General features: G+C 46.4%; 18 protein-coding genes. 9 read left to right on the top strand and 9 right to left on the bottom strand.

The window, feature by feature from the left end; translation table 11 throughout:
- The first annotated feature begins 509 nt into the window (after positions 1–509).
- The gene (locus V7051_RS16025) at positions 510–1,727 is read left to right on the top strand and encodes a right-handed parallel beta-helix repeat-containing protein (RefSeq protein WP_333876480.1); all 1,218 of its coding nucleotides are present in this window, start codon (positions 510–512) and stop codon (positions 1,725–1,727) included.
- 178 nt (positions 1,728–1,905) lie between these two features.
- Here V7051_RS16025 and V7051_RS16020 read toward each other — a convergent pair whose 3' ends face one another.
- Positions 1,906–2,184, bottom strand: coding sequence for an Lpp/OprI family alanine-zipper lipoprotein (locus V7051_RS16020; RefSeq protein ID WP_333876482.1), 279 nt, complete (start codon positions 2,182–2,184; stop codon positions 1,906–1,908).
- 852 nt (positions 2,185–3,036) lie between these two features.
- On the opposite strand from V7051_RS16020, the gene V7051_RS16015 reads away from it, so the two are divergent.
- Complete coding sequence (locus V7051_RS16015; RefSeq protein WP_333876484.1) at positions 3,037–4,773, top strand: NAD-dependent malic enzyme; 1,737 nt, start codon at positions 3,037–3,039, stop codon at positions 4,771–4,773.
- Positions 4,774–4,815: 42 nt separating this feature from the next.
- The gene (locus V7051_RS16010) at positions 4,816–5,247 is read left to right on the top strand and encodes a hypothetical protein (protein ID WP_334181159.1); all 432 of its coding nucleotides are present in this window, start codon (positions 4,816–4,818) and stop codon (positions 5,245–5,247) included.
- A 76-nt stretch (positions 5,248–5,323) separates the two neighbouring features.
- Here the strand turns inward: V7051_RS16010 and V7051_RS16005 are convergent, their stop codons facing one another.
- The 3 genes from V7051_RS16005 to V7051_RS15995 all read right to left on the bottom strand — a co-directional run bounded on the left by V7051_RS16005 (position 5,324) and on the right by V7051_RS15995 (position 11,585).
- Positions 5,324–6,034, bottom strand: coding sequence for a metal-dependent hydrolase (locus tag V7051_RS16005; RefSeq protein WP_333876488.1), 711 nt, complete (start codon positions 6,032–6,034; stop codon positions 5,324–5,326).
- A gap of 328 nt (positions 6,035–6,362) precedes the next feature.
- A complete protein-coding gene (gene nifJ, locus V7051_RS16000) occupies positions 6,363–9,944 on the bottom strand; it encodes a pyruvate:ferredoxin (flavodoxin) oxidoreductase (protein ID WP_333876490.1) in 3,582 nt (1,193 codons plus the stop codon).
- A 24-nt stretch (positions 9,945–9,968) separates the two neighbouring features.
- Positions 9,969–11,585: an NAD(P)-binding protein gene (locus tag V7051_RS15995; protein ID WP_333876492.1), complete on the bottom strand. Its 1,617-nt coding sequence runs from the start codon at positions 11,583–11,585 to the stop codon at positions 9,969–9,971.
- Between the two features lie 631 nt (positions 11,586–12,216).
- Between V7051_RS15995 and V7051_RS15990 the strand changes: the two genes are divergently transcribed.
- Both V7051_RS15990 and V7051_RS15985 read left to right on the top strand, forming a co-directional pair.
- Positions 12,217–12,654: a DUF6567 family protein gene (locus V7051_RS15990; protein WP_333876493.1), complete on the top strand. Its 438-nt coding sequence runs from the start codon at positions 12,217–12,219 to the stop codon at positions 12,652–12,654.
- A 118-nt stretch (positions 12,655–12,772) separates the two neighbouring features.
- The gene (locus V7051_RS15985; RefSeq protein WP_333876495.1) at positions 12,773–13,714 is read left to right on the top strand and encodes a hypothetical protein; all 942 of its coding nucleotides are present in this window, start codon (positions 12,773–12,775) and stop codon (positions 13,712–13,714) included.
- A 54-nt stretch (positions 13,715–13,768) separates the two neighbouring features.
- Here the strand turns inward: V7051_RS15985 and V7051_RS15980 are convergent, their stop codons facing one another.
- From V7051_RS15980 to V7051_RS15960, 5 genes are all read right to left on the bottom strand, one after another.
- Positions 13,769–14,128 carry a hypothetical protein gene (locus V7051_RS15980; RefSeq protein WP_333876497.1) on the bottom strand — a complete coding sequence of 120 codons (360 nt, stop codon included), beginning with the start codon at positions 14,126–14,128 and terminating at the stop codon, positions 13,769–13,771.
- An 11-nt stretch (positions 14,129–14,139) separates the two neighbouring features.
- Positions 14,140–14,718 (bottom strand): HdeD family acid-resistance protein, encoded by a 579-nt coding sequence (locus V7051_RS15975; protein ID WP_333876499.1) that lies wholly within the window; start codon positions 14,716–14,718, stop codon positions 14,140–14,142.
- A 281-nt stretch (positions 14,719–14,999) separates the two neighbouring features.
- The gene (locus V7051_RS15970; protein WP_333876501.1) at positions 15,000–17,189 is read right to left on the bottom strand and encodes a pentapeptide repeat-containing protein; all 2,190 of its coding nucleotides are present in this window, start codon (positions 17,187–17,189) and stop codon (positions 15,000–15,002) included.
- A 163-nt stretch (positions 17,190–17,352) separates the two neighbouring features.
- On the bottom strand, positions 17,353–17,817 hold the full coding sequence (locus V7051_RS15965; RefSeq protein ID WP_333876502.1) for a tetratricopeptide repeat protein: 465 nt from the start codon (positions 17,815–17,817) through the stop codon (positions 17,353–17,355).
- Between the two features lie 231 nt (positions 17,818–18,048).
- Positions 18,049–18,588, bottom strand: a complete 540-nt coding sequence (locus V7051_RS15960) for a hypothetical protein (RefSeq protein WP_333876504.1) — start codon at positions 18,586–18,588, stop codon at positions 18,049–18,051.
- Between the two features lie 314 nt (positions 18,589–18,902).
- Here V7051_RS15960 and V7051_RS15955 point away from each other — a divergent pair, with 314 nt between their 5' ends.
- The 4 genes from V7051_RS15955 (at position 18,903) to V7051_RS15940 (ending at position 23,719) form a co-directional block, all read left to right on the top strand.
- Complete coding sequence (locus V7051_RS15955) at positions 18,903–20,537, top strand: multicopper oxidase domain-containing protein (RefSeq protein ID WP_333876506.1); 1,635 nt, start codon at positions 18,903–18,905, stop codon at positions 20,535–20,537.
- The gene (locus V7051_RS15950; protein WP_333876507.1) at positions 20,534–21,196 is read left to right on the top strand and encodes a copper oxidase; all 663 of its coding nucleotides are present in this window, start codon (positions 20,534–20,536) and stop codon (positions 21,194–21,196) included. Before V7051_RS15955 ends, V7051_RS15950 begins: the two co-directional genes overlap by 4 nt.
- Before the next feature lie 32 nt (positions 21,197–21,228).
- Positions 21,229–22,209 (top strand): exo-beta-1,3-glucanase, encoded by a 981-nt coding sequence (locus V7051_RS15945; protein WP_333876509.1) that lies wholly within the window; start codon positions 21,229–21,231, stop codon positions 22,207–22,209.
- A gap of 322 nt (positions 22,210–22,531) precedes the next feature.
- Positions 22,532–23,719: a D-alanyl-D-alanine carboxypeptidase family protein gene (locus V7051_RS15940; protein WP_333876511.1), complete on the top strand. Its 1,188-nt coding sequence runs from the start codon at positions 22,532–22,534 to the stop codon at positions 23,717–23,719.
- Positions 23,720–23,737 lie beyond the last annotated feature (18 nt).

Genomic DNA, 23,737 nt, shown 5'->3' with positions numbered 1-23,737 from the left:
CGACGGAAGCTGGCTCGGCTTTATCCTTGTACTTCATCATGACTGACTACTAGTAGGTTAATTTAATTGAAACGGCTTTTGACCTGAGATTCATATTCAGCGTAAGTAAACGTTAATAATTGGCCGATAGAATTTAAGTGGGTTACATAGGGAAGCGCTGAATAAATCGATTCCTCTCATGGTTCGACAAGTTCACCACGAACGGAATCAACAACTTACCGTTCGTCCTGAGCCTGTCGAAGGATTTAATCAGCGCTTCCATAAATAAGGTTGTGTTGTTGAGAGTTTTTTATTTTCAGAAAAAGTCTTATTTATTGTGGATCATGAAATTTGCTTAACACCGCTTTATTAAGGACGCCGCATTTAACGATAACATAATCTGTAGAACCCTTTGCATGAGTGAAATGAAAAATATTTCACGATCTTTATAATTTTACACATAATTCAATAACATACATTAAGTGACATTGAATATCTCTTAATGATCTTAATATATTAGAGGTAATATTATGAATAAATCGAATAAATTGGTAGCTTCATTTTCAGCTTTATCCAGCTTTTCAGCAGCGGCTTTTAGCTTGCATCAAAAATCCGGATCAAATATGCATGACTTGGTTTCGGCACACAATCCGTTATTACAAACTGATCACGTGAGCTTAGCTTCATCCAATGCTCACAGGAAAAGCAATTATCAAGCATTACTATCAAGCAACTTGCAATCACCAATCGACAAGCACTTCAAAGTTAGTACTTTAATACCCAGAGCACCTAGCAATTTTAAAAGTTTGCTAGGTACCCTGGTTTTCTCTATTTTTTTCGTACCTGTTGCCAATGCCGGCACTTACTACGTCGCTACGAACGGTAGTGATACAAACCCCGGCACATTATCAGCGCCCTGGCGAACGATAACCAAAGCGGCGAATACGCTCATTGCAGGTGATGCTGTAAACATTCGGGCAGGCACTTACAAAGAACGGGTCGCTCCCAAAAACTCAGGCAACGCTTCAAATGGTTTCATCGCTTACGGTGCATATCCAGGTGAAACGGTAACCATCGACGCTTCAGGGTCTCTCAGAAACGGGGATTGGAGAGGAGCCTTTGATATATCTAACCGCAGCTATATACAAGTTTCTGGCATACGTTTTGTCAATTCCCCAGGGTTTGGCGTGTACATAGCACATTCAACTAATATACGAATTCTCAATAACTACACCTACAGCACCTATTACTCAGGTATATATACGGAATACTGTGACACCATAACGATTGACGGAAATGAGGTCGTACAGGCTAATACTGGTGCGTCGCAGGAAAGCATCTCTATATATTCCACGAATAACTTCACCGTAAGCCATAATAGTGTTCACGACGGCAATATGGAAGGGATAGATGCCAAGGTAAGCCCGAGCAATGGCAAGATTTTCGGCAATAAAATTTACAATATGCTCAGGGTGGGCATTTACGTGGACGCATGGGAAACAACTGCTGATAATATTGAGATTTATGACAATACTGTCTCTGACTCAAAATATGCGGAGGATGACGGTATCATGATTGGCGGGGAACTCGGAGGCACTGCAAGTAATATCACCGTATATAACAACATTCTCAATAACGTTGGCAAACCGGGAGTTGTCACATCTTACTGGACTGAGTCCGGAAATAGTAAACCTAAATTCAGTAACATTTCAATCTACAACAATAGCACGGATAACAACGTCAAATAAAGATTGACGGCTGACGGATTTGTATTAATGGCTTAGTGCCAGCGTTTGGAACAAGGACCATAAAATACTTACGGTTGGTGCAAGACAGGAGTCAAGTAGTCACCTGAAGCGAGAGTCTGTGTATTCATGCATGGACTCCTCGCTTCAGGTGACTACTTCTTATTTAACGCAAAAAAGTTTACTTTATCATTGATTTTCTGAGTTTCTTACCCAATTTGGCATTGGCTTTTCGAGAAAAGCGAGCGGCTCTATCAGCTGCGTTTTTTGCGGCGATAGACTTTTCAGTTGCGTCCGCGCATATGGTTTGTGCGCTGACTGCATCAGCCGATGCTTGTTTAACAGAAGCATCCAAATCATTAACTTGCGCCTGTAGGTTTTCAACATCTGAATTAGTTGCGCAAGCCGTAACCATGCTGTAAGCCAAAGCAATCATTGCAAATTTTATTAGTTTTTTCATATTATTTTCTCTTACTTAAAATTTTAATAATAAACATTCTATTTAGCGTGAATTCAAATAAACGCCACCATAATTTATGGTTAGACTTTAGTCGGTGGCGTGTAAATATTATTGTTTAACGTTTTATAACTGGCACAAGAATCGTTATTTTTTTAAACTCTTAGGCACTTAATGGCATACAACATCTCAACAGAATCCGTCTTGTACCCTATTACATTGAGATTTCCCAATAGGACAGACTTTCAGGTACTGTAAATTTGAGAGGTCGAAAATAGTTCAAAGTCAGAATAGCAGTGGAGTTGGCTAAACTCCTATTCTGATTGCTTTCAGTTAAGCATAAGCCGGAAAAACCTCGTAAAGATTACATAAATAAGATGAAAAAAAACCTATTGGATTAATTAAGATTAGATGAAGATAGGAATAGCGATTACATTGCTTTTCTACAGTAAACACGGATAACAATCAGTTTCAAAATTTACTAAAAACCACCCAAAGCAGGCATTTAAATAAAAGCTTTCCCCTCACTTACCATTTTTAGTGTCGGTACTCAACATAATCCTCTATCAAAGCACTGTAGCAATGCCTGCATGAGTGCGGCAAAATGAAGATGTTTGCGCTCGATACCGCCATAGTCAAGCTAGTTCATTTGTGTTTTGGTATTGAAAACTTGCCAACCTCGCCAAGCTAACTATGCCATTTAAGATTAACTTTCAAGACGGTATTTACAGGTTTATATGCGTGATATTTTGAGGTCAAGTTAAAATTGTAGGCTACAATCTTGTACCTGACGCTGAAGACAACAATCCAGTCATCTACGCAGAGTTAATGCTTAAGCATAATTAAGGAACCTCAATGACAAAGTTAAGCGACTATTTCGATTACAGGGTTGATAGCGACGGTAATCCTTATTTGGAGGTTTCAATTCGTGGCTTTACCTTACTAAAGCTATCCGCGACCAATAAAGGCACTGCATTTACTGCGCAAGAGCGTATCGAACTTGGACTTGAAGGCTTGTTGCCACCACAAGTCACTGAACTTGAACATCAAGTCAATCGACTGTATTTGAACTATCAAAAACTACAGAACGATATTTCAAAATATCAGTTTCTCAGAGCTGTTCAAGAGCGTTCAGAGGTTTTGTATTACGCCCTGCTGGAAAGACATTTGGAAGAAATGGTGCCGATAGTCTACACACCGACTATTGGTTTGGCCATCCAGCAATTCAGCGCTATCTATACGACAGCACGAGGTTTAACGTTATCGGTTGACAATATCGATCGTGTCGACACTATTCTGGACAACTACCCGCTGCACGACATTCGACTGATCGTGGTAACGGATGCCTCCGCCATTCTCGGTATCGGCGATCAAGGCATGGGTGGCCTGGACATTTGCATAGGTAAACTTGCGCTCTACACGGCAGGCGGAGGAATGTGTCCTTTTCAAACCTTGCCAGTCAATTTGGATGTCGGCACCAATCGAACCGAGTTACTCAACAATCCCCAATACTTGGGAATACGTGAAAAACGTTTGCAAGACACTATCTATTTTGAATTGGTCGACAAATTCGTATGTGCGGTTAGAAAGAAATGGCCGCAAGCCATCATTCAATTTGAAGACTTCGCCAAAAACGTTGCATTCGACGTGTTGGCAAGATATCGAGATCAAATGCCTTGTTTCAACGACGATATTCAAGGCACCGGTGCTATGGCATTGGCCGGCTTGATTTCAGCTTGCCGTAGAAATGGCGAAACACTCGCCGATCAAACAGTCGTTATCGCAGGCGCAGGCGCCGGGGGCATTGGTGTTGCCAGCATCATTAAAGAAGGCATGATGCGAGCGGGTCTCACTGAGGAGCAAGCACGACAACAAATATTCGTCATAGACGGACATGGTCTGGTAGTTGATGGCATAACGACCGACGCCTACAAATTGCCGTTGGCGCAAAGCAAGGAAAGTTATCAGGACTGGGCTATTGGCAAGGATCAGGCTCCTACTTTGATGGACGTTGTGACATACGCCAAACCCAGTGTTTTAATCGGTCTTTCCGGCATTGCCGGGTTGTTCAACGAGCCGATAATTAAAACCATGGCTAACAATCATTCTCACCCCATAATCCTTCCGTTATCTAACCCTACTGCCAATTGCGAGGCAACACCCATAGACATTTTCGAGTGGACACAGGGACGGGCCATCGTTGCCACCGGCAGTCCTTTCGCGGACGTTGAATATCAAAGCACGCGCTATCCGATAGGCCAAGGTAATAATGCTTTTATTTTTCCGGGGCTGGGTTTTGCGGCTGTGATCGGCGAATGCACCCGAATCAGCGATGCAATGGTACTGGAATCGGCTTATGCGTTGGCCGATTATATAGCTGAAAACGCCCTTGACGCCGGTCTGATTTATCCGCCGGTAGCTGATCTAAAAAAAGTCAGCCTACGCGTGGCAACACGTGTGCTCGCTAAAGCTCTTGAAGACGGTTCCGCCAGCCGGCAAGATTTAAGCGCCATCGACCTTGAAGAGTATGTCACAACACATTTCTGGCAAGCCAAGCATTTGCCTTTCAGGTATGCGGCGATGAATAGATAAGGGCCTCCCATTTCTTTGTCAAAGCATAACTCCAATAATAGCTTGCGCGATTACAGTGGATTGCCTAATGGTGATACCTTTAAATGCAAGAAGGTCGCTATCAGCCTGGAAAGATACAAGCATCCAGTGAATATTGAATACAATAAATGGAGATTAAAAAACATGTTAATAAGAAATTTACACTTTTTTATATTTAGTTTTTCCTTGATGGTGTTAGCGAACTCGTTTCAGTTTGCCAATGCTGGCGCAAATGATCCCAACCGCTATGCATTGCCTAATAATAAGGTTGATATTCCCATCTGTGAAAAAGAGGCACTTCTGTTGCATCCTGGAACGATTAATCAGTTACGAGAATACCGGCAGAATGGTGTTTTTGTGCTTCAAATTGAAATAACTCCGCACTCAGGCCCTGATGTTTCAGTGCTATGTGACTCAAAAACCGGAAAAATCATTCAGACAGAAAATAAGCAATGATGAACTCAGGGGTAGATCAGGCAAGCTGCTTAGCCCAACGTACAGCAGAGTAATCTTCACCGAACATCATTCATGCTCAACACGCTATAGTCTTAGGATGACTGCCATTGTTTTTAAATAGCGATTCAATTTGAAATCCCTTAAACACCGCAGCTAATGGCTGATGTGACGGCGTCATCCAGTACAGCATGAGCGTACAGATAGCCATTAAAACGGAGGATCCGATGCTGTTGCAGCTAAATAATTTCAGCGCGGTGCCAAAAGATTTTTTCATTTTTGTGTTCGATAAATCAACGCTATATATCTCATCAAGTAGCAAATGAACAATGAAACCCATAGCAATAAAAATGCCGCTTACCCATGCATGCAAAATATCCTGATGCATAAAATGATAACTAATGCAGGTCATCAGCAGGGCAAAAAATAGAGCGGCCAGAATCGAATGAAATACACCGCGATGAACGGTAAGCCTATTAAATAAAGCAAGCATTACGTAACGAATAGATAGGTAAGTGCTCGCTATGATGAGCAAGAGAGGATAAGGCTGATAGCTGTTTTTAAATGTATCTATTGCCGCCGCCGTGCCGATTAAAGCCAATACGAAAAACAACATTTTTGCCGGTCTTGAGTTGGTCGAATCGATATCCGGCAATAGCCCGCCCAATGTACCCAAAAAAATAAGCCACGCCATATCAGCATTGGTAACCAGATTGACATTAACGGCAGCTATAGCGGCTCCTGTACTGATCACCAAGGCCATGGATAAGTGGGTGTTAAAATTAGCCATGTGAGGCGATAATCCATTAAATTATAATAGTGTAACCGATTACATTTAAGCCGGAGTCAATAAAATAAACCCCGTAGCCCTATAGATTGCGCGGTGTATGCTATTTTAATAGCTTAACAAGACCGGGGACCTCACAATCAACCTGGCTTTTTAATCATCAGAATACCTTTGCCCGACCACGGCAGATTAAAGAATATCATCCGCAATGCAGCATTAAACATTTTCAAGCACACAGCAAACAGACGCTTAAACATCCTCTGTTTGCTGCGATTGAGGCTTGGCTCATCTAAATCCAGGATTTCAGCCTGCTGTCGGCCTAACCCTATCTTTATAATTTTCTAGATATCCGAGTATCCGGCAAAAACTCATGCTCATCACGCGTGGCCATTTCCTCATAAAGCGCCCATTTTTGATCGACTACCTTCTGCGCAAAATCCATCAGCTTGTCGGCTTGTTCCAGATTCGTACGCCTTAAACTGCTATAGCGTGTTTCATTGTAGGCATACTCTCTCAGCGGAATGGTCGGCCGTAGAGAATCCAACAAAAACGGGTTTTTGCTTTCGCCGCGCAAGGTCGGATTGTAACGATAAAGAGGCCAGTAGCCTGATTTAACGGCCATTTCCTGTTGTTCCAACCCGTTTTCCAGGTTTATACCGTGTGCTATGCAGGGGCTGTAAGCAATAATCAAAGACGGACCATTGTAGGCTTCGGCTTCGCGGAAGGCTTGCAGCGCCTGTTGCGGACTCGCACCCAGCGCAATTCTGGCGACATAAACGTTGCCGTAGGCGATGGCTTGCAGCGCCAAGTCTTTTTTTGCCGTTACTTTACCGCCCGAGGCGAATTTGGCGACCGCACCTGTAGGCGTGGACTTGGAAGCCTGACCGCCGGTGTTGGAATAAACTTCAGTGTCCATAACCAAGATGTTGATATCCGATCCGGTTGACAACACCTGGTCGATGCCGCCGTAGTCTATGTCATACGCCCAGCCGTCACCGCCGATAATCCAAATACTGCGGCGCACAAAATGATCGATGATCGACAATAATTCTGCGGCCTTGTGGTTACCCAGTGCATCCAGTTGCTCACGTAATTGCACAACCCTGGCCCGTTGTTTGCGGATATCGCTTTCTTTGCTTTGGGGCGCATCAAGTATTTCCTCAACCAGCGTTGCATCCAAGTCATCTTTTAATTCAGTCAACAGCCGTCGCGCCATCGTGACATGTTGATCGGTCGTCAGCCTGTAGCCATAACCGAATTCCGCATTATCTTCGAATAACGAGTTGGACCAGGCGGGGCCTTTTCCTTCCGCATTTTTTGACCAAGGCGTGGTGGGCAAGTTGCCGCCATAAATAGAGGAGCAGCCGGTCGCATTAGCCGCCAGGATACGGTCGCCGAATAACTGGCTGATCATTTTCAAGTAAGGCGTTTCGCCGCAGCCTGAACAAGCGCTTGAGAACTCGAACAGCGGTTCCAGAAATTGCACGCCGCGAATATTTGAAAAATCGACGCGGGCGCGGTCGTTGTAAGGCAAACTTTCAAAGAAAGCCACGGACCTTTTCTCGACTTCAAGGTGTTCAGCCTTGGGTGTCATGTTAATGGCTTTGATGCTTGCGTCTTTTTCCGACACGGCCGGGCAAGCTTTTACGCACAAATTACAGCCGGTGCAATCTTCCGGGAAAACTTGCAATGTGTAGCGGGTGTCGGGAAAGCCGCGCGAAGTGACATTGGCTGTTTTAAAGCCTTCCGGTGCTTGCTCCAAAAGGTCTTTTGTGTAGAACTTGGCGCGGATGGCCGCATGGGGGCAAACGGCTGAACAATTGCCGCATTGAATGCACAGGTTGGACTCCCAAATAGGAATATCCTGGGCGATATTGCGTTTTTCCCATTGCGTGGTGCCGGTTGGATAGGTGCCGTCGACCGGCAGGAAGCTGATCGGAATCCAATCCCCCTTCCCTGCGATCATTTGTGCGGTCACTTCCTGAACAAAACGCGGTGCGCCTGCAAATTTTCCGGCGCCGATATCGGCAAGCGCGGTGATTGCTGTCGGCAGCGTTACTTTTTCCAAATGCGCCAATGACTGGTCTATCGCTTCAAAGTTCTGTTGTACGACTTCAGGGCCTTTGCGGGCGTAGGTTTTTTCGGCGTATTGCTTGATTTTCTTGATGGCTTCATCTTTGGGCATAACGCCCGACAAAGCAAAGAAACAGGTCTGCATCACCGTGTTAATGCGTCTGCCCATGCCGGTTTGCCGTGCGACTTTGACTGCATCGATCACATAAAACTGGATGTCTTTGTCAATCAATTGTTTTTGCACGCGCGCAGGTAAATGCCGCCAAATTTGCTCGGCATCGAACGGGCTGTTTAGCAGGAAGGTTGCACCTTGTTTGGCACGCTCCAGCATGTCGGTGGTTTCGATAAAGTTAAAGTCGTGACAGGCGATGAAGTTGGCCGATTCAATCAGGTAAGGCGCTTTAATGGGTTCCGGGCCGAAACGCAAATGCGATATGGTTTGCGATCCGGCTTTTTTCGAATCATAAACAAAATACCCTTGCGCAAAATATTGCGGTTCGCTACCGATAATTTTGATGCTATTTTTATTGGCGCCGACCGTACCATCGGAACCCAGTCCGTAAAACATCGCCCGCACGACGTTGTCCGACTCTATATCCATATGTTCCGTAACTGCCAGACTGGTAAAAGTCACATCGTCGATGATGCCAATAGTAAAACCGTTTTTCGGCTGTTCGGCTTGCAGTTCCTGGTAGATCCTCGCCACCATTGATGGCGTAAACTCCTTGCTGGACAGGCCGTAACGGCCGCCGATAATACGCGGCATGGTAAGGAGTTGGCCGTGGGCAAAAGCCTGACTCAACTCGGTGATGACATCTTTGTACAGCGGTTCGCCGCTACTGCCGGGCTCTTTGGTTCTGTCCAACACCGCAATGTGGCGCACCGATTCAGGCAGCGCCGCCAGAAAGTTCTTCGTGCTAAATGGACGGTACAGACGCACGTTCAGCACACCGACGTTCTCGCCTTTCTGATTAAGTTTTTCTGCGGTAGTTACCGCCGTTTCAACACCGGAACCCATCATGATGATAATGCGTTCGGCCGTTTCCGATCCGAGATATTCAAACGGTTTATAACTGCGGCCTGTCACTTGTTCGAACTGTTTTAATACCTCGTCAAATACCTCAACAGTGCGTTCATAATAGATATTCGAGCTTTCGCGGGACTGGAAATAAGTGTCCGGGTTTTGCGCTGTTCCCCTCATCATCGGCTTATCGGGATTTAACGCCCGATCCCGGTGTGCAAAGACCAGCACATCGTCGATCATGGCCCTGATTTGCTCGTCTTCCAGCAGGAAGATCTTATTGATTTCGTGCGAAGTCCTAAATCCGTCAAAGAAATGTAAAAACGGAATCCGCGCTTTCAAGGTCGTGGCCTGAGCGATCAGGGCCATATCATGGGCTTCCTGGACATTACAGGAGGCCAGCAACGCAAAACCGGTCATGCGCACGCTCATCACATCCTGATGGTCGCCGAAAATCGACAGGCCTTGCGTCGCCAACGAACGTGCGGCGACATGAATGACGGTCGAGGTCAGCTCGCCGGCGATTTTGTACATGTTGGGAATCATCAGCAACAATCCCTGGGACGCCGTGAAAGTTGTAGCTAAAGCGCCGGTTTGCAGAGCACCGTGCAAAGCTCCGGCAGCGCCGCCTTCGCTTTGCATTTCGGCTATAGTCGGAATGCCGCCCCAAAGGTTTGTTTTATGTTCCGTCGTCCATTGGTCGCAAAACTCGGCCATCGAGGAAGACGGAGTAATAGGGTATATCGCACAGACTTCATTGGTTCTGTACGCAACATAGGCGGCTGCTTCGCCGCCGTCGATAGTCACTTGTTTGGTCATGGTAAGTTTCCTGTCAGCTGACGCTTATTTATCAATCATATGGATAGCAGCGGTCGGACACTGCAAGGTGCAGGCAGTGCAGCCAGTACAAAGCGCATAATTCACATCGTAATACTTTCCTTTACCCAGCTTGACAATGGCTCCTTCCGGGCAAGCGCCGTAACAACCGTCGCATTCGAAACAATTACCGCAGGAATAACAACGACTGGCTTCGTAAGTTGCCTCATCAAGAGTCAGTCCGCCCAACACTTCGTCGAAGTTTTTGTTGCGTATTTGCGGCGACATTGTAGGTTGTTCGGACTGCTCGGCATCGGTGCTGTACCAAAGATTGAGTTCTTCGTGAAGGACTATGTGTTTCTTGCCGGGATACTGGTATTGGGTTCCGCGCAGATAGGCATCGATATTTCTCGCGGCTTTTTTACCGTGTCCGGTGGCAATGGTAACGGTGCGTAAACTGGGAACCATGTCGCCTCCCGCAAAAACGCCTTCTGCAGCGGTCATCATGTTTTCGTTAACGGGAACCACACCGTCGCTTTGTGCTTCAATTTCCGGAAAGGTTTTTAATAACTCGGAATCGATATTTTGCCCAAGCGCCAAAATCAAGGTATCGGCTTCAATGATTTCAAACTCGCCTGTGGCTTGTGGACGACTCTTGTCATCCAGGGACATGATTTCAACCTGAATGTGGCTGCCATCAATACCTACGATGGAGCGCAACCAGTGAAACACCACACCTTCTTCCATTGCTTCGGCCGCTTCAAAATCATGCGCCGGCATGTTTTTGCGGTCGCGCCGGTAAATGACCATGGTTTCCGCACCCAGCCGTTTGGCGGTTCGCGCCGCATCCATTGCGGTATTACCGCCGCCATAAACGGCGACCCTCTTGCCGATTTTGGACGGTTTGCCCAAACCGATGTTGTGTAGAAAAGTGACCGCATCTCGTGTGTCGCTTTCTCTGTATAAGGGAATATCAATCGAGCGTCCGATATGGGCGCCGACAGCCACAAAAACCGCGTCAAAGCCCCCCGCTTCTCTTTCCGCTTTTAAATCTTCAACTTTTTGGTTCAGCGTGATCTTTACGCCCATATCTTCAATACGTTTAACCTCGGCCGCCAACACCTCGCGCGGCAAGCGGTAAGATGGAATACCGAAATGCATCATGCCTCCGGCTACCGGCCCCGCGTCCTTGATTTCAACTTCATGGCCCAAGCGTGCAAGATGATAAGCCGCCGACAATCCGCTAGGCCCTGCCCCGACCACTAATACTCGCTTGTTGGATTTTTCAGCAATAATCTGTGGTATCCAGCCTTGTTCAAAAGCCAAATCACCTAAAAAGCGTTCAACGGCATGAATACTGACTGCACCGTCTACAGCCACACGGTTACAGGCAGACTCGCAAGGATGGTAACAAACACGGCCATGCACGGCGGGCATCGGGTTATTTTCCAGTAAGCTATTCCAGGCTTCCTGATAGCGGCCTGCCTGAGCCAAATCCAACCAGGCCTGAATATTTTCACCGGCCGGACAGGCATTATTGCAAGGCGGCAGGTAGTTTTCGTAAACAGGCATACGCCCCTGCTGCGGCCCGGTACCGGAACTTAATGTCAAATCCGGTGGAGTGGTCATATCTTGGTATTTCATATGCGCTTAACTCATGGTGGCGTTGTTGAATAAATCGAATGCAATTAATATCTGATGTTACGCAGTTATTGGAATTTTAGGTTGCATTAATATTTTTATTCTTAAGGTGTCGCTACCGCGACGGCTATTTGGATCGGGTTTGTCGCACCCGAGGGCGAGTTACTTTCTTTTGCATCGCCAAAAGAAAGTAACCAAAGAAAAGGCGACCCGGTTGCCGCTTGCTTCCTGTGCTCCTCGCTTTCGACGGGGGTTGCCAGAAGGGCCATCCCTGGCCCTCTGACAACGCGCTGCATCCATGCAGCGCCCCTGCGGGCTATTCCCGTCGAAAACTCCGGTGCTCGGCGCGGCAAACGGGAGAAATACGGTCCCGTGCGTAACATCAGTTAATATTAATAAATCAAAATGTTGAATATCAATGAAAGCTCAGTGTTAAACACAATGAACATAATTTACTTATTTTTTATCATAGATCTAGTTTAGACTGAAATGGCCTGATTAAACAGGACAACTCTAAACACAGATTTATAATGTTATTAGAGATAGACATGAATTCTCCGCTTCGTGCAAAGGAGTTATATTGTTTGTAAACTACAAGCGATGATAACCAACAAGTAATTTTGGGGTATTGTTTATGACGAAACTATTGAAAATACTGCCCATTCTGTGGTTGCTTACCGGTTGCGCTGCCGCGATCCCGGCGCTCCCTGCGTTATCCGGACTGCTCCCTGCACCTGGCGGAACTCAGATATTAACGACTACGTCGGTTAATTTATCGAAAAAGAATTTTAAAGTCATAAAAGCTAACGCCGTGGGTCACAGTGTCGGGTTTAGCTTTCTGGGACTTTTCAGCCTAAAATCTCCAGGTTACGAAGAGGCAATCACCCATCTCTACCAATCTTCCGGTGTTTCCGAGGGAAAATCACAAGCTCTTGTCAACGTGATGCATGAACAAACCTCGACTTATTTCATTTTATTCGCTCTGCCCAAGATCACGGTTCGCGCGGATGTTATCGAATTCATCGATGACATGACGCCGATAAATGACCAAGACTCCCGGAACATGCGCTAAAGAAACCGCAAACGGAAAGGTATCCTCATCAGCTGTTTTAAGATTCAATGGCTGTTGCCGGATTACCGGCATATTAAGGGAGACACTTCGGATTAACCCTACAGTAATAGGAGACCCCATGTTGACCACCATCAGAAAACTCAAATGGCTTTTAGCGCTAGTGCTGATTTTCGGCGGATTTACAGTCCATAAGCTTTTTGATGAGCTGGCTGCCAATATTGCCTATCATGAATATCAATGGCTATTTAAAATCATTGCGGAATTTGGTCTGTTCGTATCCGTTATCGTTTCGGTCGGTTATTTCCATCACTGGTTTATCGCCGCCGAAGAAAGCAGGGAATACGAAATAAATTTACGCGAAACACTCGCCAAGTATGTCGATAGTATTCTATTGAATTCTGTTAAAAGAGGATTTTCCGGAATCACCAATAAAGAATTCGATTTCAGCCAGATCATGCACGGCTTAAAGCCGGGAGATTATGTCTATTGGCTCATTACCTTCGATCCACGTTTCAAAAACAAATCACGGGAACTGGAAAATGCGATAAAAAATGGCGTTCATTTCAGAATGCTGATTTTAAAAGCCGATTGCCGAATCGGCGAATTACGCGCAACGGAAACCACAGGATTTAATACTCACGAATTCAATCAATATTCCAAATTATTTAAAGTCTCATTGGAAGATGTGATTAGCCGTATAGACGAGACCATAACAGGCTCATTGGGCGTTTTTATCTATGATGGCTTACCCTGCATTCCACTGTTTATTATTATCCGCAACGAATCCAAAAAGATGGAAGTTTACAACAGCTTCTATTTGACCGAACCGGTTTCAAAAATGCCTTATCTGCATTGGGAAACGGAGCTAAAGCTCAATAGCGAAGCTTCGTTTGAATCAGATCAATGGAATATAGCCGACCTGTTTTTCGACTATTTTAAAAAACGATGGGAAATGGAAAAAGAAAAGCTGTCTGCCAACACCGGAAACGAAATCGCTGAAAACGGCGACTTTATCTATGCTCCAACCTCAGCCAGAAAAAAGTGCTCTGACCTTTTTTAGTCTTGTATGGGAACTGGGTGAGCATACGCCCGCGGGTACAGCAATAAACCATAGTCAATTTTTATTGCCGTTACCCACTGCCATCAATGCAATCATCAATAAAATAATAGCAAGCACCGGCCAGAAATAAGGCGCCATGATAAAGATCCCAATCAATGCAAAGGACATGGCGAACAAAAACATAAATATACCGACGCCTAAAAACAGCAGCACCATCAGTACGCCGGTAATAATCATGATCAACAAAAATGTAGGCGCAGCGGCAAAGCGAACCAGCGGCCCCGAAACCGGTTCGCCGTTGAGCATAATGCTGAACTGCCCGACGCCGGGATGAAACAAATAGCTCAAAATGGCAATGACTGCACCGACTACCAGCACTTTTACGATCAGATTTTTATTATATTTTTGTTTCATAAACAAACAGCCTACTCTGCCTTATGATGCAAGCTAATTTGAACCATCGACCAACCCAGAAAAACCATATTAATGCCTAACAACAGGCCTAACAGCCAATGCGCCGATTCAGCCCAACTCATCCAGATGACCAGTGCAAAAACCAATGCGGTAATACCACTAAACAGAATAAATCCCCAGTTAGCCAAAGGCCGCATCATGAATGCCAGCGAAATTTTGGCAACGCCTTCCAGAGCAAAGAATATCGTCAATAACATCGTTAATGTTATTGCACCCGCAACCGGTTTGGTGATAAACAAATAGCCGATGATAGCCTGCAAAAAACCCATAAATAACCACCAGCCGAAACCGGGCATATTCGACACAAAAAAAGCCCGGCTAATATGAACTATCCCGCCAAATAGTAAAAGCCATCCTAAAAATATGACTGTCGCCACCGTAAAAAGTTGGGGTATAACTATCGCGCAAATTCCAAGGAAAATGAAGAACGCACCTTCAGCTAGAAACAGCCGCCAATGCGTTTGCAAATAACTCTGCATTTGTTGTTGGATATGCTGTATTTCAATATTGATGTCATCTATTTTGTTCATAGTTTTTCTCCTGTCATATTTGAAAAATACCGGCAGCCTAATCGCAGGCCATCTTTAAAACCTTAACAATACAGTAAGTCATAATCATAATTCGGAACGCAGACAGTATCACGCATCAATACTGATTTGGAATAATAGCTGTATTTTTCAGCTAACTTTTGATTAACAGTGTTTTCCGGCGGATCCAACGAGCCGTCAAGCTGAGCGTATATTCGCCGAAATTTCAGCTTGGCTTATAGAGATCTCTTGCTAACGCCTAGCAAGAGATATTTAGGGTTGGCTTATTTTTGTTGTTCTGCTGCTGTTTCCCGTAATTTTTGCCGAGTTTGCTCGAATAATGCAGTCAAACCTACGCAAGAATTTGGGCTGTCCAGCGCTTTTAGTAAGGCGGCTGCTAAACCAAAATCGGGATCATTGCTCGTGGACTTGTTAGTGCCGCGCTTTGCAATACCTGCCGCAATTGCTGGATCCGAGCAAGCCAATTCGATCAGTTTAGGACGTAGCACGTCAGTACGATACCGATCCAGGTGCAACAAATTATTGTATTCGCATTCCAGTAAGGTTGAATTATCGCTGTAGCAGCCTGTTCGACTGACTGGTTTTCCCGACGGCAATTTCGTGGAGATCAAACTCATACGTGTCTGGAATGCGCTGAATTTTTCACTATCCAGTATCTGCTTGAGTGTCGATTCCAGCTTGCGTTGTTGGTTCTCGTTCCAATCCGACATCAAGCTTTCGGCAATAAATACGCCATCAAGATTGGCTTGTGCCCAGTCAACTCCCAGCAATTCCGCTTTGCGTAGTTCCGCACCCTGTAATCCTGCCAAAGCCAAGTCCGAGCCCTCTAATTTCGCATAAACCAAATTTGCTCCTTGAAAATTCGTCTCGCGCAAATTCGCACCCTGCAATTTTGCGCCGCGCAGGTCCGCGGCCTGAAGTTTTGCGCCGTTCAGGTCCGCACCTTGTAAATCCGCCCCGCGTAGATCCGCACTTTGAAGTTCTGACCAACCCAGGGCGGCGCCCTGTAGATTTGCCCCACGTAAATCCGCACCTTGCAGATCCGCCTCGATCAGCCCCGCACCCTGTAGTTGAGTACCCCCCAAAATTGCGCCCTGCAATTGTGTCTTGTCCCAGCCGATCACGCCCTGTAGCTTCGCTTTTAACAGGATCGCGCCCTGCAACTGGACATGGCGAAGATCAGCTTTGGGCAATACCGCACCAAAAAAATTGGCAAAACGCAGGTCGCGGTTTTGTAAATTGAGCCCGTCGAATTCCTTGAAAGCAGCGTCACGCACCTGTTTATCAGGGTCGATCGCACGGGTCAATAGCGACAAAGACACCTCTTTGGGCACCAGTCTGGCTTCTCTGAGATTCAGGTTGCGTGGAAAAAAGTCCAGATTGAACAATGAGCAGGGACCGAGCATTACCTGAAGAATAGACGCCTCCGACTTTTCAGCTTCCGCTAGCGAGGTACAGGAAACAACATCATATTTATGAGCGGCAACGCTCAGCCATGACTCAGGCACTCGGCGGATCAACCAATTCTCGAAGTAGCGGGGATTATCCTCTGATTTTTCTTTCTCTTGGGCATAATAAGTCTGTACGGTAACGCTACCGGGTATCACTGCGATGATACTGACCAAGACTATCGCCGGCACAGAAACTAGCAGGAAAATCATACCTTTCGGTTCAATTCCAGGTTGCAACATGGGCCGATGAGCAATTTCACGCGCGGACAGATTCGGCCAGAGACGCTGAATCAATTTCGTTAATCGGTTCCATCCGATGGTGCTCAAATACCGGAGCCAGGCAGGCCAATAACCAAGCAGCTGAAAACTAAAGTTTCGCCACCATTCCCTTGCCCGATCTTGGGGAGAGGCGATTAACGGCCACAAGGTCAGCAGCATGGCTGCATCGAACCAAACCGCAAGGCGTTGCGACCACGTGATCGCTTCGTCATGAAACGGCAGGAAGCGGATTTGCGCAGCCAGCAGCATTAATAAGGGCAAAGCAATGACAGTGATACCGACTACCAATGACAGCAGCCAACGAATCAGCCAGACTTCGGAACGTCCTACGATCAGATGAGTAAAAGGAAAGATAAACAAGCGGTTGCGCACTTGTTGCCCGGCCGGGGTATCAGGAAGGTCGCTGTCCAGATTCCAAAGTTTGCAAGAGAGCAACTCCAATTGCATCAGCAGGTTGAAATGCAATAAGACGACCATCCACGGTACGAAGCCGTAAAAAGTGGTGAGCGGCAGTTCCACATCAAGAATCGGCAGCTTGACCGGGCTGATGCGCAACAGGTCATCGTGTGTTGTGCCCCAGACGATGACGCCAAGATAGGTAACAAACGCCATAAATGCGACATGTAGCGCCGCCACCGTCTGAGACGCAGAATTAGCTGCCTCCAGAAGTTTCTCTATATGCGATGAGAGCTCGTCGTTGCTTTGCGGTACCGGATCAGGCATGGCCGTTGTTTAATTTCGTGAAAGATAAATCAACGGCCGTTGCTTATTTTCGGCAGACAATGTGCTCACCTCAGCTTGATGGGTTAGCACCATTCTCGCCCTGTTGAACAATCATTTCTCTTTATGAAAAAATTGCTCATCACAGTTCAAGCAAAAACCGAAATTAAAAACTATCAGCCTTTGCCCGCGCTTCTTTTGCTCCGGCAAAATCCTGTTGCATTTCCCTAGAGTGGGCTATCAACAACCAGCAATGTTTTTTCAAGGTATTATCTGTAGAGGCCAATAACGCGGATTTTTTTGCCAAGTCTTCCGCCAAACGAGGCTTTGACTGTTGCAACCTTAACAACGCCAACTTATAAAACAAGTTCGCATTTCTTGGTTCAATCCTGATGGCTCTCTCAATAGATGCAGCAGCAGAATCAAGATCACCGCCTTTACTATTTTGATTAGCCGCTGAAACCAGGGCGCCTACGACGGGCGACAACGGAACTGTAGGTCCTATTGGTTCAAACGGCGTTAATTCCGAAGGCTGCGGCGGGGGTGGCGAGGACGGTTCCAACGCTTCTAATGTAGCAGGCTCTGTCGGTACGGGTGTCGTCGGTTCCGGAAGCGGTAACTCTGGAGCCAATGGCTCGGATCTTATTGCCGAGAAATCTTTAAGAGGCTGAGTCTTAACAATTTCTTTAGACGAAGAGTCAGGTGTCTTGGCTTTACTTTGTGTGCCGACTGAAGGTTTTTGAGTCTTAGGTTGGCCACCGTACACTGGAGCGGGAGGCTGTGAACCATAGAACTCAGCGCAACCGGCAAGAACAGATGGCAGCGTACAAATTATAACTAATCGTTTGATTGACATCGTTTATTAAAAAAGCTCTATATTGTCGGACTGATCTTCTTCTTGATGCGCATTTTTTATCGCCAATGCTTCATTTACAGACTTACCTTTTACAATTGCATCGAACATCAGTTTTTCAGATTCCATCGTGTATCGAGAACGAATTTGATGTTGGAATTCCCGCCATTCAGCCGGATTATAAAGACGATCCGGATCTTGCACTAATTCAGACAAGCCCTTCAGATTTGAAGTGACATGTTGCAAACATTGCTGCATCCGGTCATAAAACTGGAAAGCAATAATGGAAGCCTGAATTCTGCCGGTTGTTTCCGAGCAGCAGGTTAGTGCTTCATCCCTTATTTCACAAGAATCAAGAGCGAGCAGATGATCATTAATAGCCTGCATATGTTCAACAATGGACGTAAATGACTCTGTCAGCGTATTGACCGATAAATCAGATTCATTCAGCATGTCTTCTACTTGAATGGCCGATAAAATGAGCATTTTTGATGTTTCCCTTACTTGGGTCCAATCAAGGTCAGGATTGTACGAGTTCGAATTAGACATGCTTTGACACCAAGTAAATATCTGTATAAGTAAAGACTGAAAAACATTGACGCTTTTTAGACTTAAATTATCGCTAAAAAAATTTGCCGGAATTATAGCAAGTTTAATGCCCTACGGTGCGATATAAATAACCTTGAATGTCCGGAAGATGATTAACCACATGGAACGTTGTTATTCATTATCGCTCTTTACATCAAAGTCGGCTTAATAGCATTTAAAATGCGCCTAGGTTTTAACCGGGCAGCCATTTACAATAGTTGCACTTTGTAGAAATTTTCTGTCGTTATATGTCCAAAAGATACCTCCTTTTATTAATGCTCTTAATACCTGCATTAATCGCCATTGCCGCTTATTTTGTCCCGACCTTGTCACAAAAAGCCGATATTACGCCGCCTGCAACCGTTTTTAACCGCTCAGCGGAAACCGCTTCGGTAGAAAAGCCCTGCTCTAATGAACATCCCGAATGGCGGCAGGCCCAAGTTATCGATGGCGTAAAAATCGATGAATCATTGTCATGCGAGCCGGATAATCCTTACGATATTGCCGTTGCCGTTAAAGGCGCCAACAACGTATCGATGCAAACCTTGATGCAGACGCATCTGGCCCAGGATGCTTTAACCATGACCGATGACCTGGATGGCGATGGTGATCCCGACATCATCCGTATCAAGCTGGAAGTCGTCGAGTTAAACGGCGCAAGTCCCGACGGCGATTTTCTGATTAACACTTACGATATCGCTCCGGGCATCCAGCCGGGGCTTTGGGTTTTCGCGCCCAAATCCAGCGGCATGGCGCTTAAAAACTTCAACTCGCTAGTCGCCAATCCCCTGCTGCGTGCACCATCGCCGGTGATCCGGGTTGAACAGGGCGACAAGGTTTATGTCACGCTGGAAAACACCCATTATTTGCCGCATACCATTCATCTTCACGGTGTCGATCATGCATGGCTAACCGCTGCCGGTGACGACAATGACGGCATGGAAGAACACCCGGTGTTCCCCGGAAAAAGCCACACCTATGAAATCCAGCCCCGGCATGCCGGAACCATGTTTTATCATTGTCATGTCCAAACCGCCCAGCATTATATGATGGGCTTGAACGGCATGTTCATCGTTGAAGAAAACCAGCCGAATAACTGGGTGCAAACCTTTAATATCGGCGCTGGACAAGTACGCCACCCAGCGGTTGCTGTGCAGAAAGCTTACAGCCAGGAATACGATTTATATTACCAGTCCATCGATAAAAAACTGGCGCAAATCATCCAGGGTGCGAACGACCCAAGGCTGATCGCACACCGGATGAGTCGCGAATACAACATGACCGAATCGTTTGAAAATTACTTCATGCTGAACGGCCATTCATTCCCGTACACATTAAGGGACGCGGTGGTTGTCGCTAATGGAAATGAAGACATAAAACTGCATGTCGCTAACGCCCAGCGTTCTTTGGTAGCGTTACATATCCACGGACATAAGGCCACCATCACGGCTTTAGACGGCGTTGACCAACCGGCAGCAACACAGGTAACGCGGGATGTATTCGATATCGCCCCGGCGCAACGGATTGATTTACGCCTGCGCACCAACAACAACGGCCTGGACAGTTACGGCCCCGGCCTGTGGATGTTTCATGACCATGTGCCGACCGGCACCACCACCGATGGCATGGAACCGGGCGGTAATATGGCAATCCTGGCCTACAAGCCTTTGCTCGACGGGCAAGGCATGCCGAAAATGCACGAAGCCCTGCTCGATCAAGTATTTAACAAAGATTACTACGCCAAAAAACAGGCAGTCTGGGGTGAAGGCGATTTTGCACCGTTACTCGGTGAAGCCGGATTAATTGCGCCCGACTATGTCCATATCATCATAAGCGGCTTGGCGGCCGGTTTGGCCCTAGGACTGATTATTTTTGTGGCGCTGGTTTATAAACGGAAACAAAAGCTATGAAATATTTAGTGGCACTCCTGATCATGCTGGGCTTGCATGCTCACCCGGCGCTTGGCGATGAGACCATGGCCATGATGCATTACGGCAGCATGATGATGGATGAAAAAGGCATGATCATGAATGCCAATAGCGACAATTTGCCCAAGGATTGTCCGAAGATTTCGGGCGATGTGAATATCACCATCCGTGCCGGTCAGAAACACGCCTTGAAATTCCCCGGCAAAATGTTCGCTTTCGACAACCAGCAATGGGATGTTAAGCCCTGCTCCCGGATCAACATCACTTTCATCAATGATGACCAGATACGCCATCAATTAATGATTCACGGCTTACCGGGCTATTTATACCCTCAGGGCATGTTTCACCTGGAACTCTACGGCCAGGGCGAGTTAAAGGCTTCATTGATTGTGCCCAGCCAGAAAAAAACCTATCTTGTGCATTGCGAATTGGCGCAGCACATGGAAAAAGGCATGAAGGCGCAATTAAAAGTCGACGGCGGCGATGTCGATTTACCCAGTATTCCCGGCATCAGCAAACCGGTCAAAGCCGATATTTATCCGGTAGATTGGCAGCAAATAACTTGGGCGGTATTGATTTTGTGTGTTCTGATAGGCTGTGTTATCCCGTTTTTTGTCATAAAAAATAAATTGCAGGAATAACTGCCCATATAATTATTGCTGCCGAGGATCTTATGAAACAGTTTTTGTCATTCATTGTAATTTTCATGATGCTTGTTGTTTGCCAGAACGCATCGGCGCGTGAACAAACCGCAAAACCTGCCAAGAAAGACGCGTTACAATGCGCCGCCTTTAGCCCTTATGTAGGCCAACTCAATCCCGATTACGGCGCGCATCCGTCCAAAGAGCTAATTGACCAACTGCTGGACAAATTAATCAAAGACACCCCATTCCGTTGCATTATGACTTACGGAGTCATGAACGGTCTGGAATACACTTTCGCCGCCGCCGAGTCCCGGCATATTAAAGTCATTGCGATCATCTGGCTGGATAATGATATCGCGGTCAATTCGCGGTCGATATCAGCAGGTATTGAAGTAGCTAAAGCCTTCCCCAAAACCATTATCAAATTAAGCTGCGGTTCCGAAGTCAGGACCCGTCACGATTATGCGTTTGATGGCGAAATCAGCCGTTGCATCAGCGCTCTGCGCGAAGCGGGCGTATCCCAGCCGATCACTACCATAGACACCTGGTGGGAATGGTGTAATCGCACTAAGCCCTGTCACCAGACCAATTTTGGCGCACAAGTCGATTGGATAGGAACCAATATTTTTCCTTGGTGGGAAAACAAGCATTCCGGCGTTTTTCCGTGCACTCCGGCAAACAAAGCGGCTGATTTCCATATTGCCCGGCTTGAAGATATTCGCCGAACTTATCCCGGCAAAGAAGTGATTCTGACTGAATTCGGCTGGCCGAACGGACCCGAAGGCGGGACTGATATCAATAAACGTACCCAGCAGCAGTGTAGTGTTGCCGGCAAGAAAAACCAAGTGCTAGTCGTTAAATCGACATTCAAAAAACTGGCTGAAAAAGGCTGGTCCGGCGTAGTCTTCGAGGCCTTTTCAGAAAGTTGGAAGCCCAGCAATGAAGGCGAATTCGGCAGCTTCTGGGGAGTTTGCCAGGGAGAGCCGCCATATACCTGCATAAATTTTTAGTGTGTGGATGTTACTGAAAACGCACTGAAGCTCATTAATATCAAATATCTATATAAATAATGCGCTTTTTGCCTCTGCGCGTCCCTATGCCCTTGCTCACTAAAAACTAAAATCCGATTATTCATTACAATCATCGCAGTTTATAATTAGTGCCTTCGAATCTTACCGTGCATAGGATGCGCTTGGGTGCCACGCATATCCTGTTGTACTGAATATTAACCCTTGAGATATGTGGCTTGACCTGCTGCTCGGATAACATGGCCAACCAAATGAAGCCGACACACGTGCTTTTGATTATCTCTTTTTTTGAGAACGGTTTTAAATGACTAAAGTTAAACTAACGCTACTTATCTTAAACGCCGTCTGGCTGCTTGCAGTATCCGAGGTCAGTTACGGCCGTCATGCAGCCATCATTATCGACGCAGATAACGGCAACGTCTTACATGAAGTAGAAGCAACTCAGTCATGGTATCCGGCCTCTTTAACCAAATTAATGACGCTGTATATGACGTTCGACGCATTGAAAGCGGGTCAAATCCAATTGCAGGATAGCTTAACCGCATCAACTCATGCTGCACAGCAACCCAATAGTAAGCTGGGCTTAAGACGCGGCGAACATTTGACCGTCGAAGATGCTATTTTGGCCATTATTACCCGTTCTGCGAATGACGCGTCTGTGGTTCTTGCCGAATACCTGGCCGACACGGAAGAGAACTTTGCCGCCGATATGACCGCAAAAGCGCACTCATTGGGCATGTACAATACCCATTTCATGAACGCGACCGGCCTTCCCAATAACTGGCAAGTCACCACGCCCAGGGATATGGCCGTTCTGGCATGGAAAGCACAGCGTAATTTTCCGGAGTATTATCATTACTTTGCTGCGCATAGCTTTAATTTTAAAGGTACAGAGTTGCGAGGCATCAACAAGTTTACAGCTAACTATCCCGGTGCCGAGGGCATGAAAACAGGGTTCACCTGCGGTTCCGGTTTCAACCTGATCGGCGCGGCGCATCAGAACGGTAAACATTTGATCGGTGTGGTCATGGGCGGCATGACCAGTAAAGAACGCTATCAGTTGATGATGCAAAAAATGGATGCAAGTTTTGCCAACCTGACCAGCTTTGATCCAGTCAGAAACATCAACACCATGTCCACAAACTCAGCGGGTACTCCGCCCTACCAGCTGGATTGCGGTAATGGAGCCGTTACACGCTCAATCCCAAGCACTCATCAGGTTAGCTATACACCTAGACACAAAAATATCAGCCATATCAAAACTACAGCCAGAGGCCTTAATACGGTTCACGCTGGAACGCTCACTCGAGCCAAGGCCGCCATCAAGCCCACCAACAAGAACAAGGCTTTGGCTAACGCTGTCAGACAAGCCAAGGTCACTATAAAACCAGCCGGCAAGCTCCCGGCTAAAAGCAAAAATTTTCATAAAGCCAAAGCCGACATCAAAGCAGCCGGTAAAATAAAGAATGTGCAAAGAGTTGCACTCCATTGAGCTAATGAGCCAATTTCA

Origin of the sequence: Methylobacter sp. (assembly GCF_036845245.1) — a bacterium.
Lineage (GTDB): Bacteria > Pseudomonadota > Gammaproteobacteria > Methylococcales > Methylomonadaceae > Methylobacter_A.
Note: the sequence above shows the minus strand (reverse complement) of the source record. Positions and strands in the feature narration are given on the sequence as shown.

Coding starts and splice junctions, on each gene's coding strand:
- V7051_RS16025 (WP_333876480.1), top strand. CDS start 510: ATGAATAAATCGAATAAATTGGTAGCTTCATTTTCAGCTTTATCCAGC.
- V7051_RS15960 (WP_333876504.1), bottom strand. CDS start 18,588: ATGTCTAATTCGAACTCGTACAATCCTGACCTTGATTGGACCCAAGTA.
- V7051_RS16020 (WP_333876482.1), bottom strand. CDS start 2,184: ATGAAAAAACTAATAAAATTTGCAATGATTGCTTTGGCTTACAGCATG.
- V7051_RS16005 (WP_333876488.1), bottom strand. CDS start 6,034: ATGGCTAATTTTAACACCCACTTATCCATGGCCTTGGTGATCAGTACA.
- V7051_RS15975 (WP_333876499.1), bottom strand. CDS start 14,718: ATGAACAAAATAGATGACATCAATATTGAAATACAGCATATCCAACAA.
- V7051_RS15985 (WP_333876495.1), top strand. CDS start 12,773: ATGTTGACCACCATCAGAAAACTCAAATGGCTTTTAGCGCTAGTGCTG.
- V7051_RS15980 (WP_333876497.1), bottom strand. CDS start 14,128: ATGAAACAAAAATATAATAAAAATCTGATCGTAAAAGTGCTGGTAGTC.
- V7051_RS15955 (WP_333876506.1), top strand. CDS start 18,903: ATGCTCTTAATACCTGCATTAATCGCCATTGCCGCTTATTTTGTCCCG.
- V7051_RS15940 (WP_333876511.1), top strand. CDS start 22,532: ATGACTAAAGTTAAACTAACGCTACTTATCTTAAACGCCGTCTGGCTG.
- nifJ (WP_333876490.1), bottom strand. CDS start 9,944: ATGACCAAACAAGTGACTATCGACGGCGGCGAAGCAGCCGCCTATGTT.
- V7051_RS15970 (WP_333876501.1), bottom strand. CDS start 17,189: ATGCCTGATCCGGTACCGCAAAGCAACGACGAGCTCTCATCGCATATA.
- V7051_RS15945 (WP_333876509.1), top strand. CDS start 21,229: ATGAAACAGTTTTTGTCATTCATTGTAATTTTCATGATGCTTGTTGTT.
- V7051_RS16015 (WP_333876484.1), top strand. CDS start 3,037: ATGACAAAGTTAAGCGACTATTTCGATTACAGGGTTGATAGCGACGGT.
- V7051_RS15995 (WP_333876492.1), bottom strand. CDS start 11,585: ATGAAATACCAAGATATGACCACTCCACCGGATTTGACATTAAGTTCC.
- V7051_RS15950 (WP_333876507.1), top strand. CDS start 20,534: ATGAAATATTTAGTGGCACTCCTGATCATGCTGGGCTTGCATGCTCAC.
- V7051_RS15990 (WP_333876493.1), top strand. CDS start 12,217: ATGACGAAACTATTGAAAATACTGCCCATTCTGTGGTTGCTTACCGGT.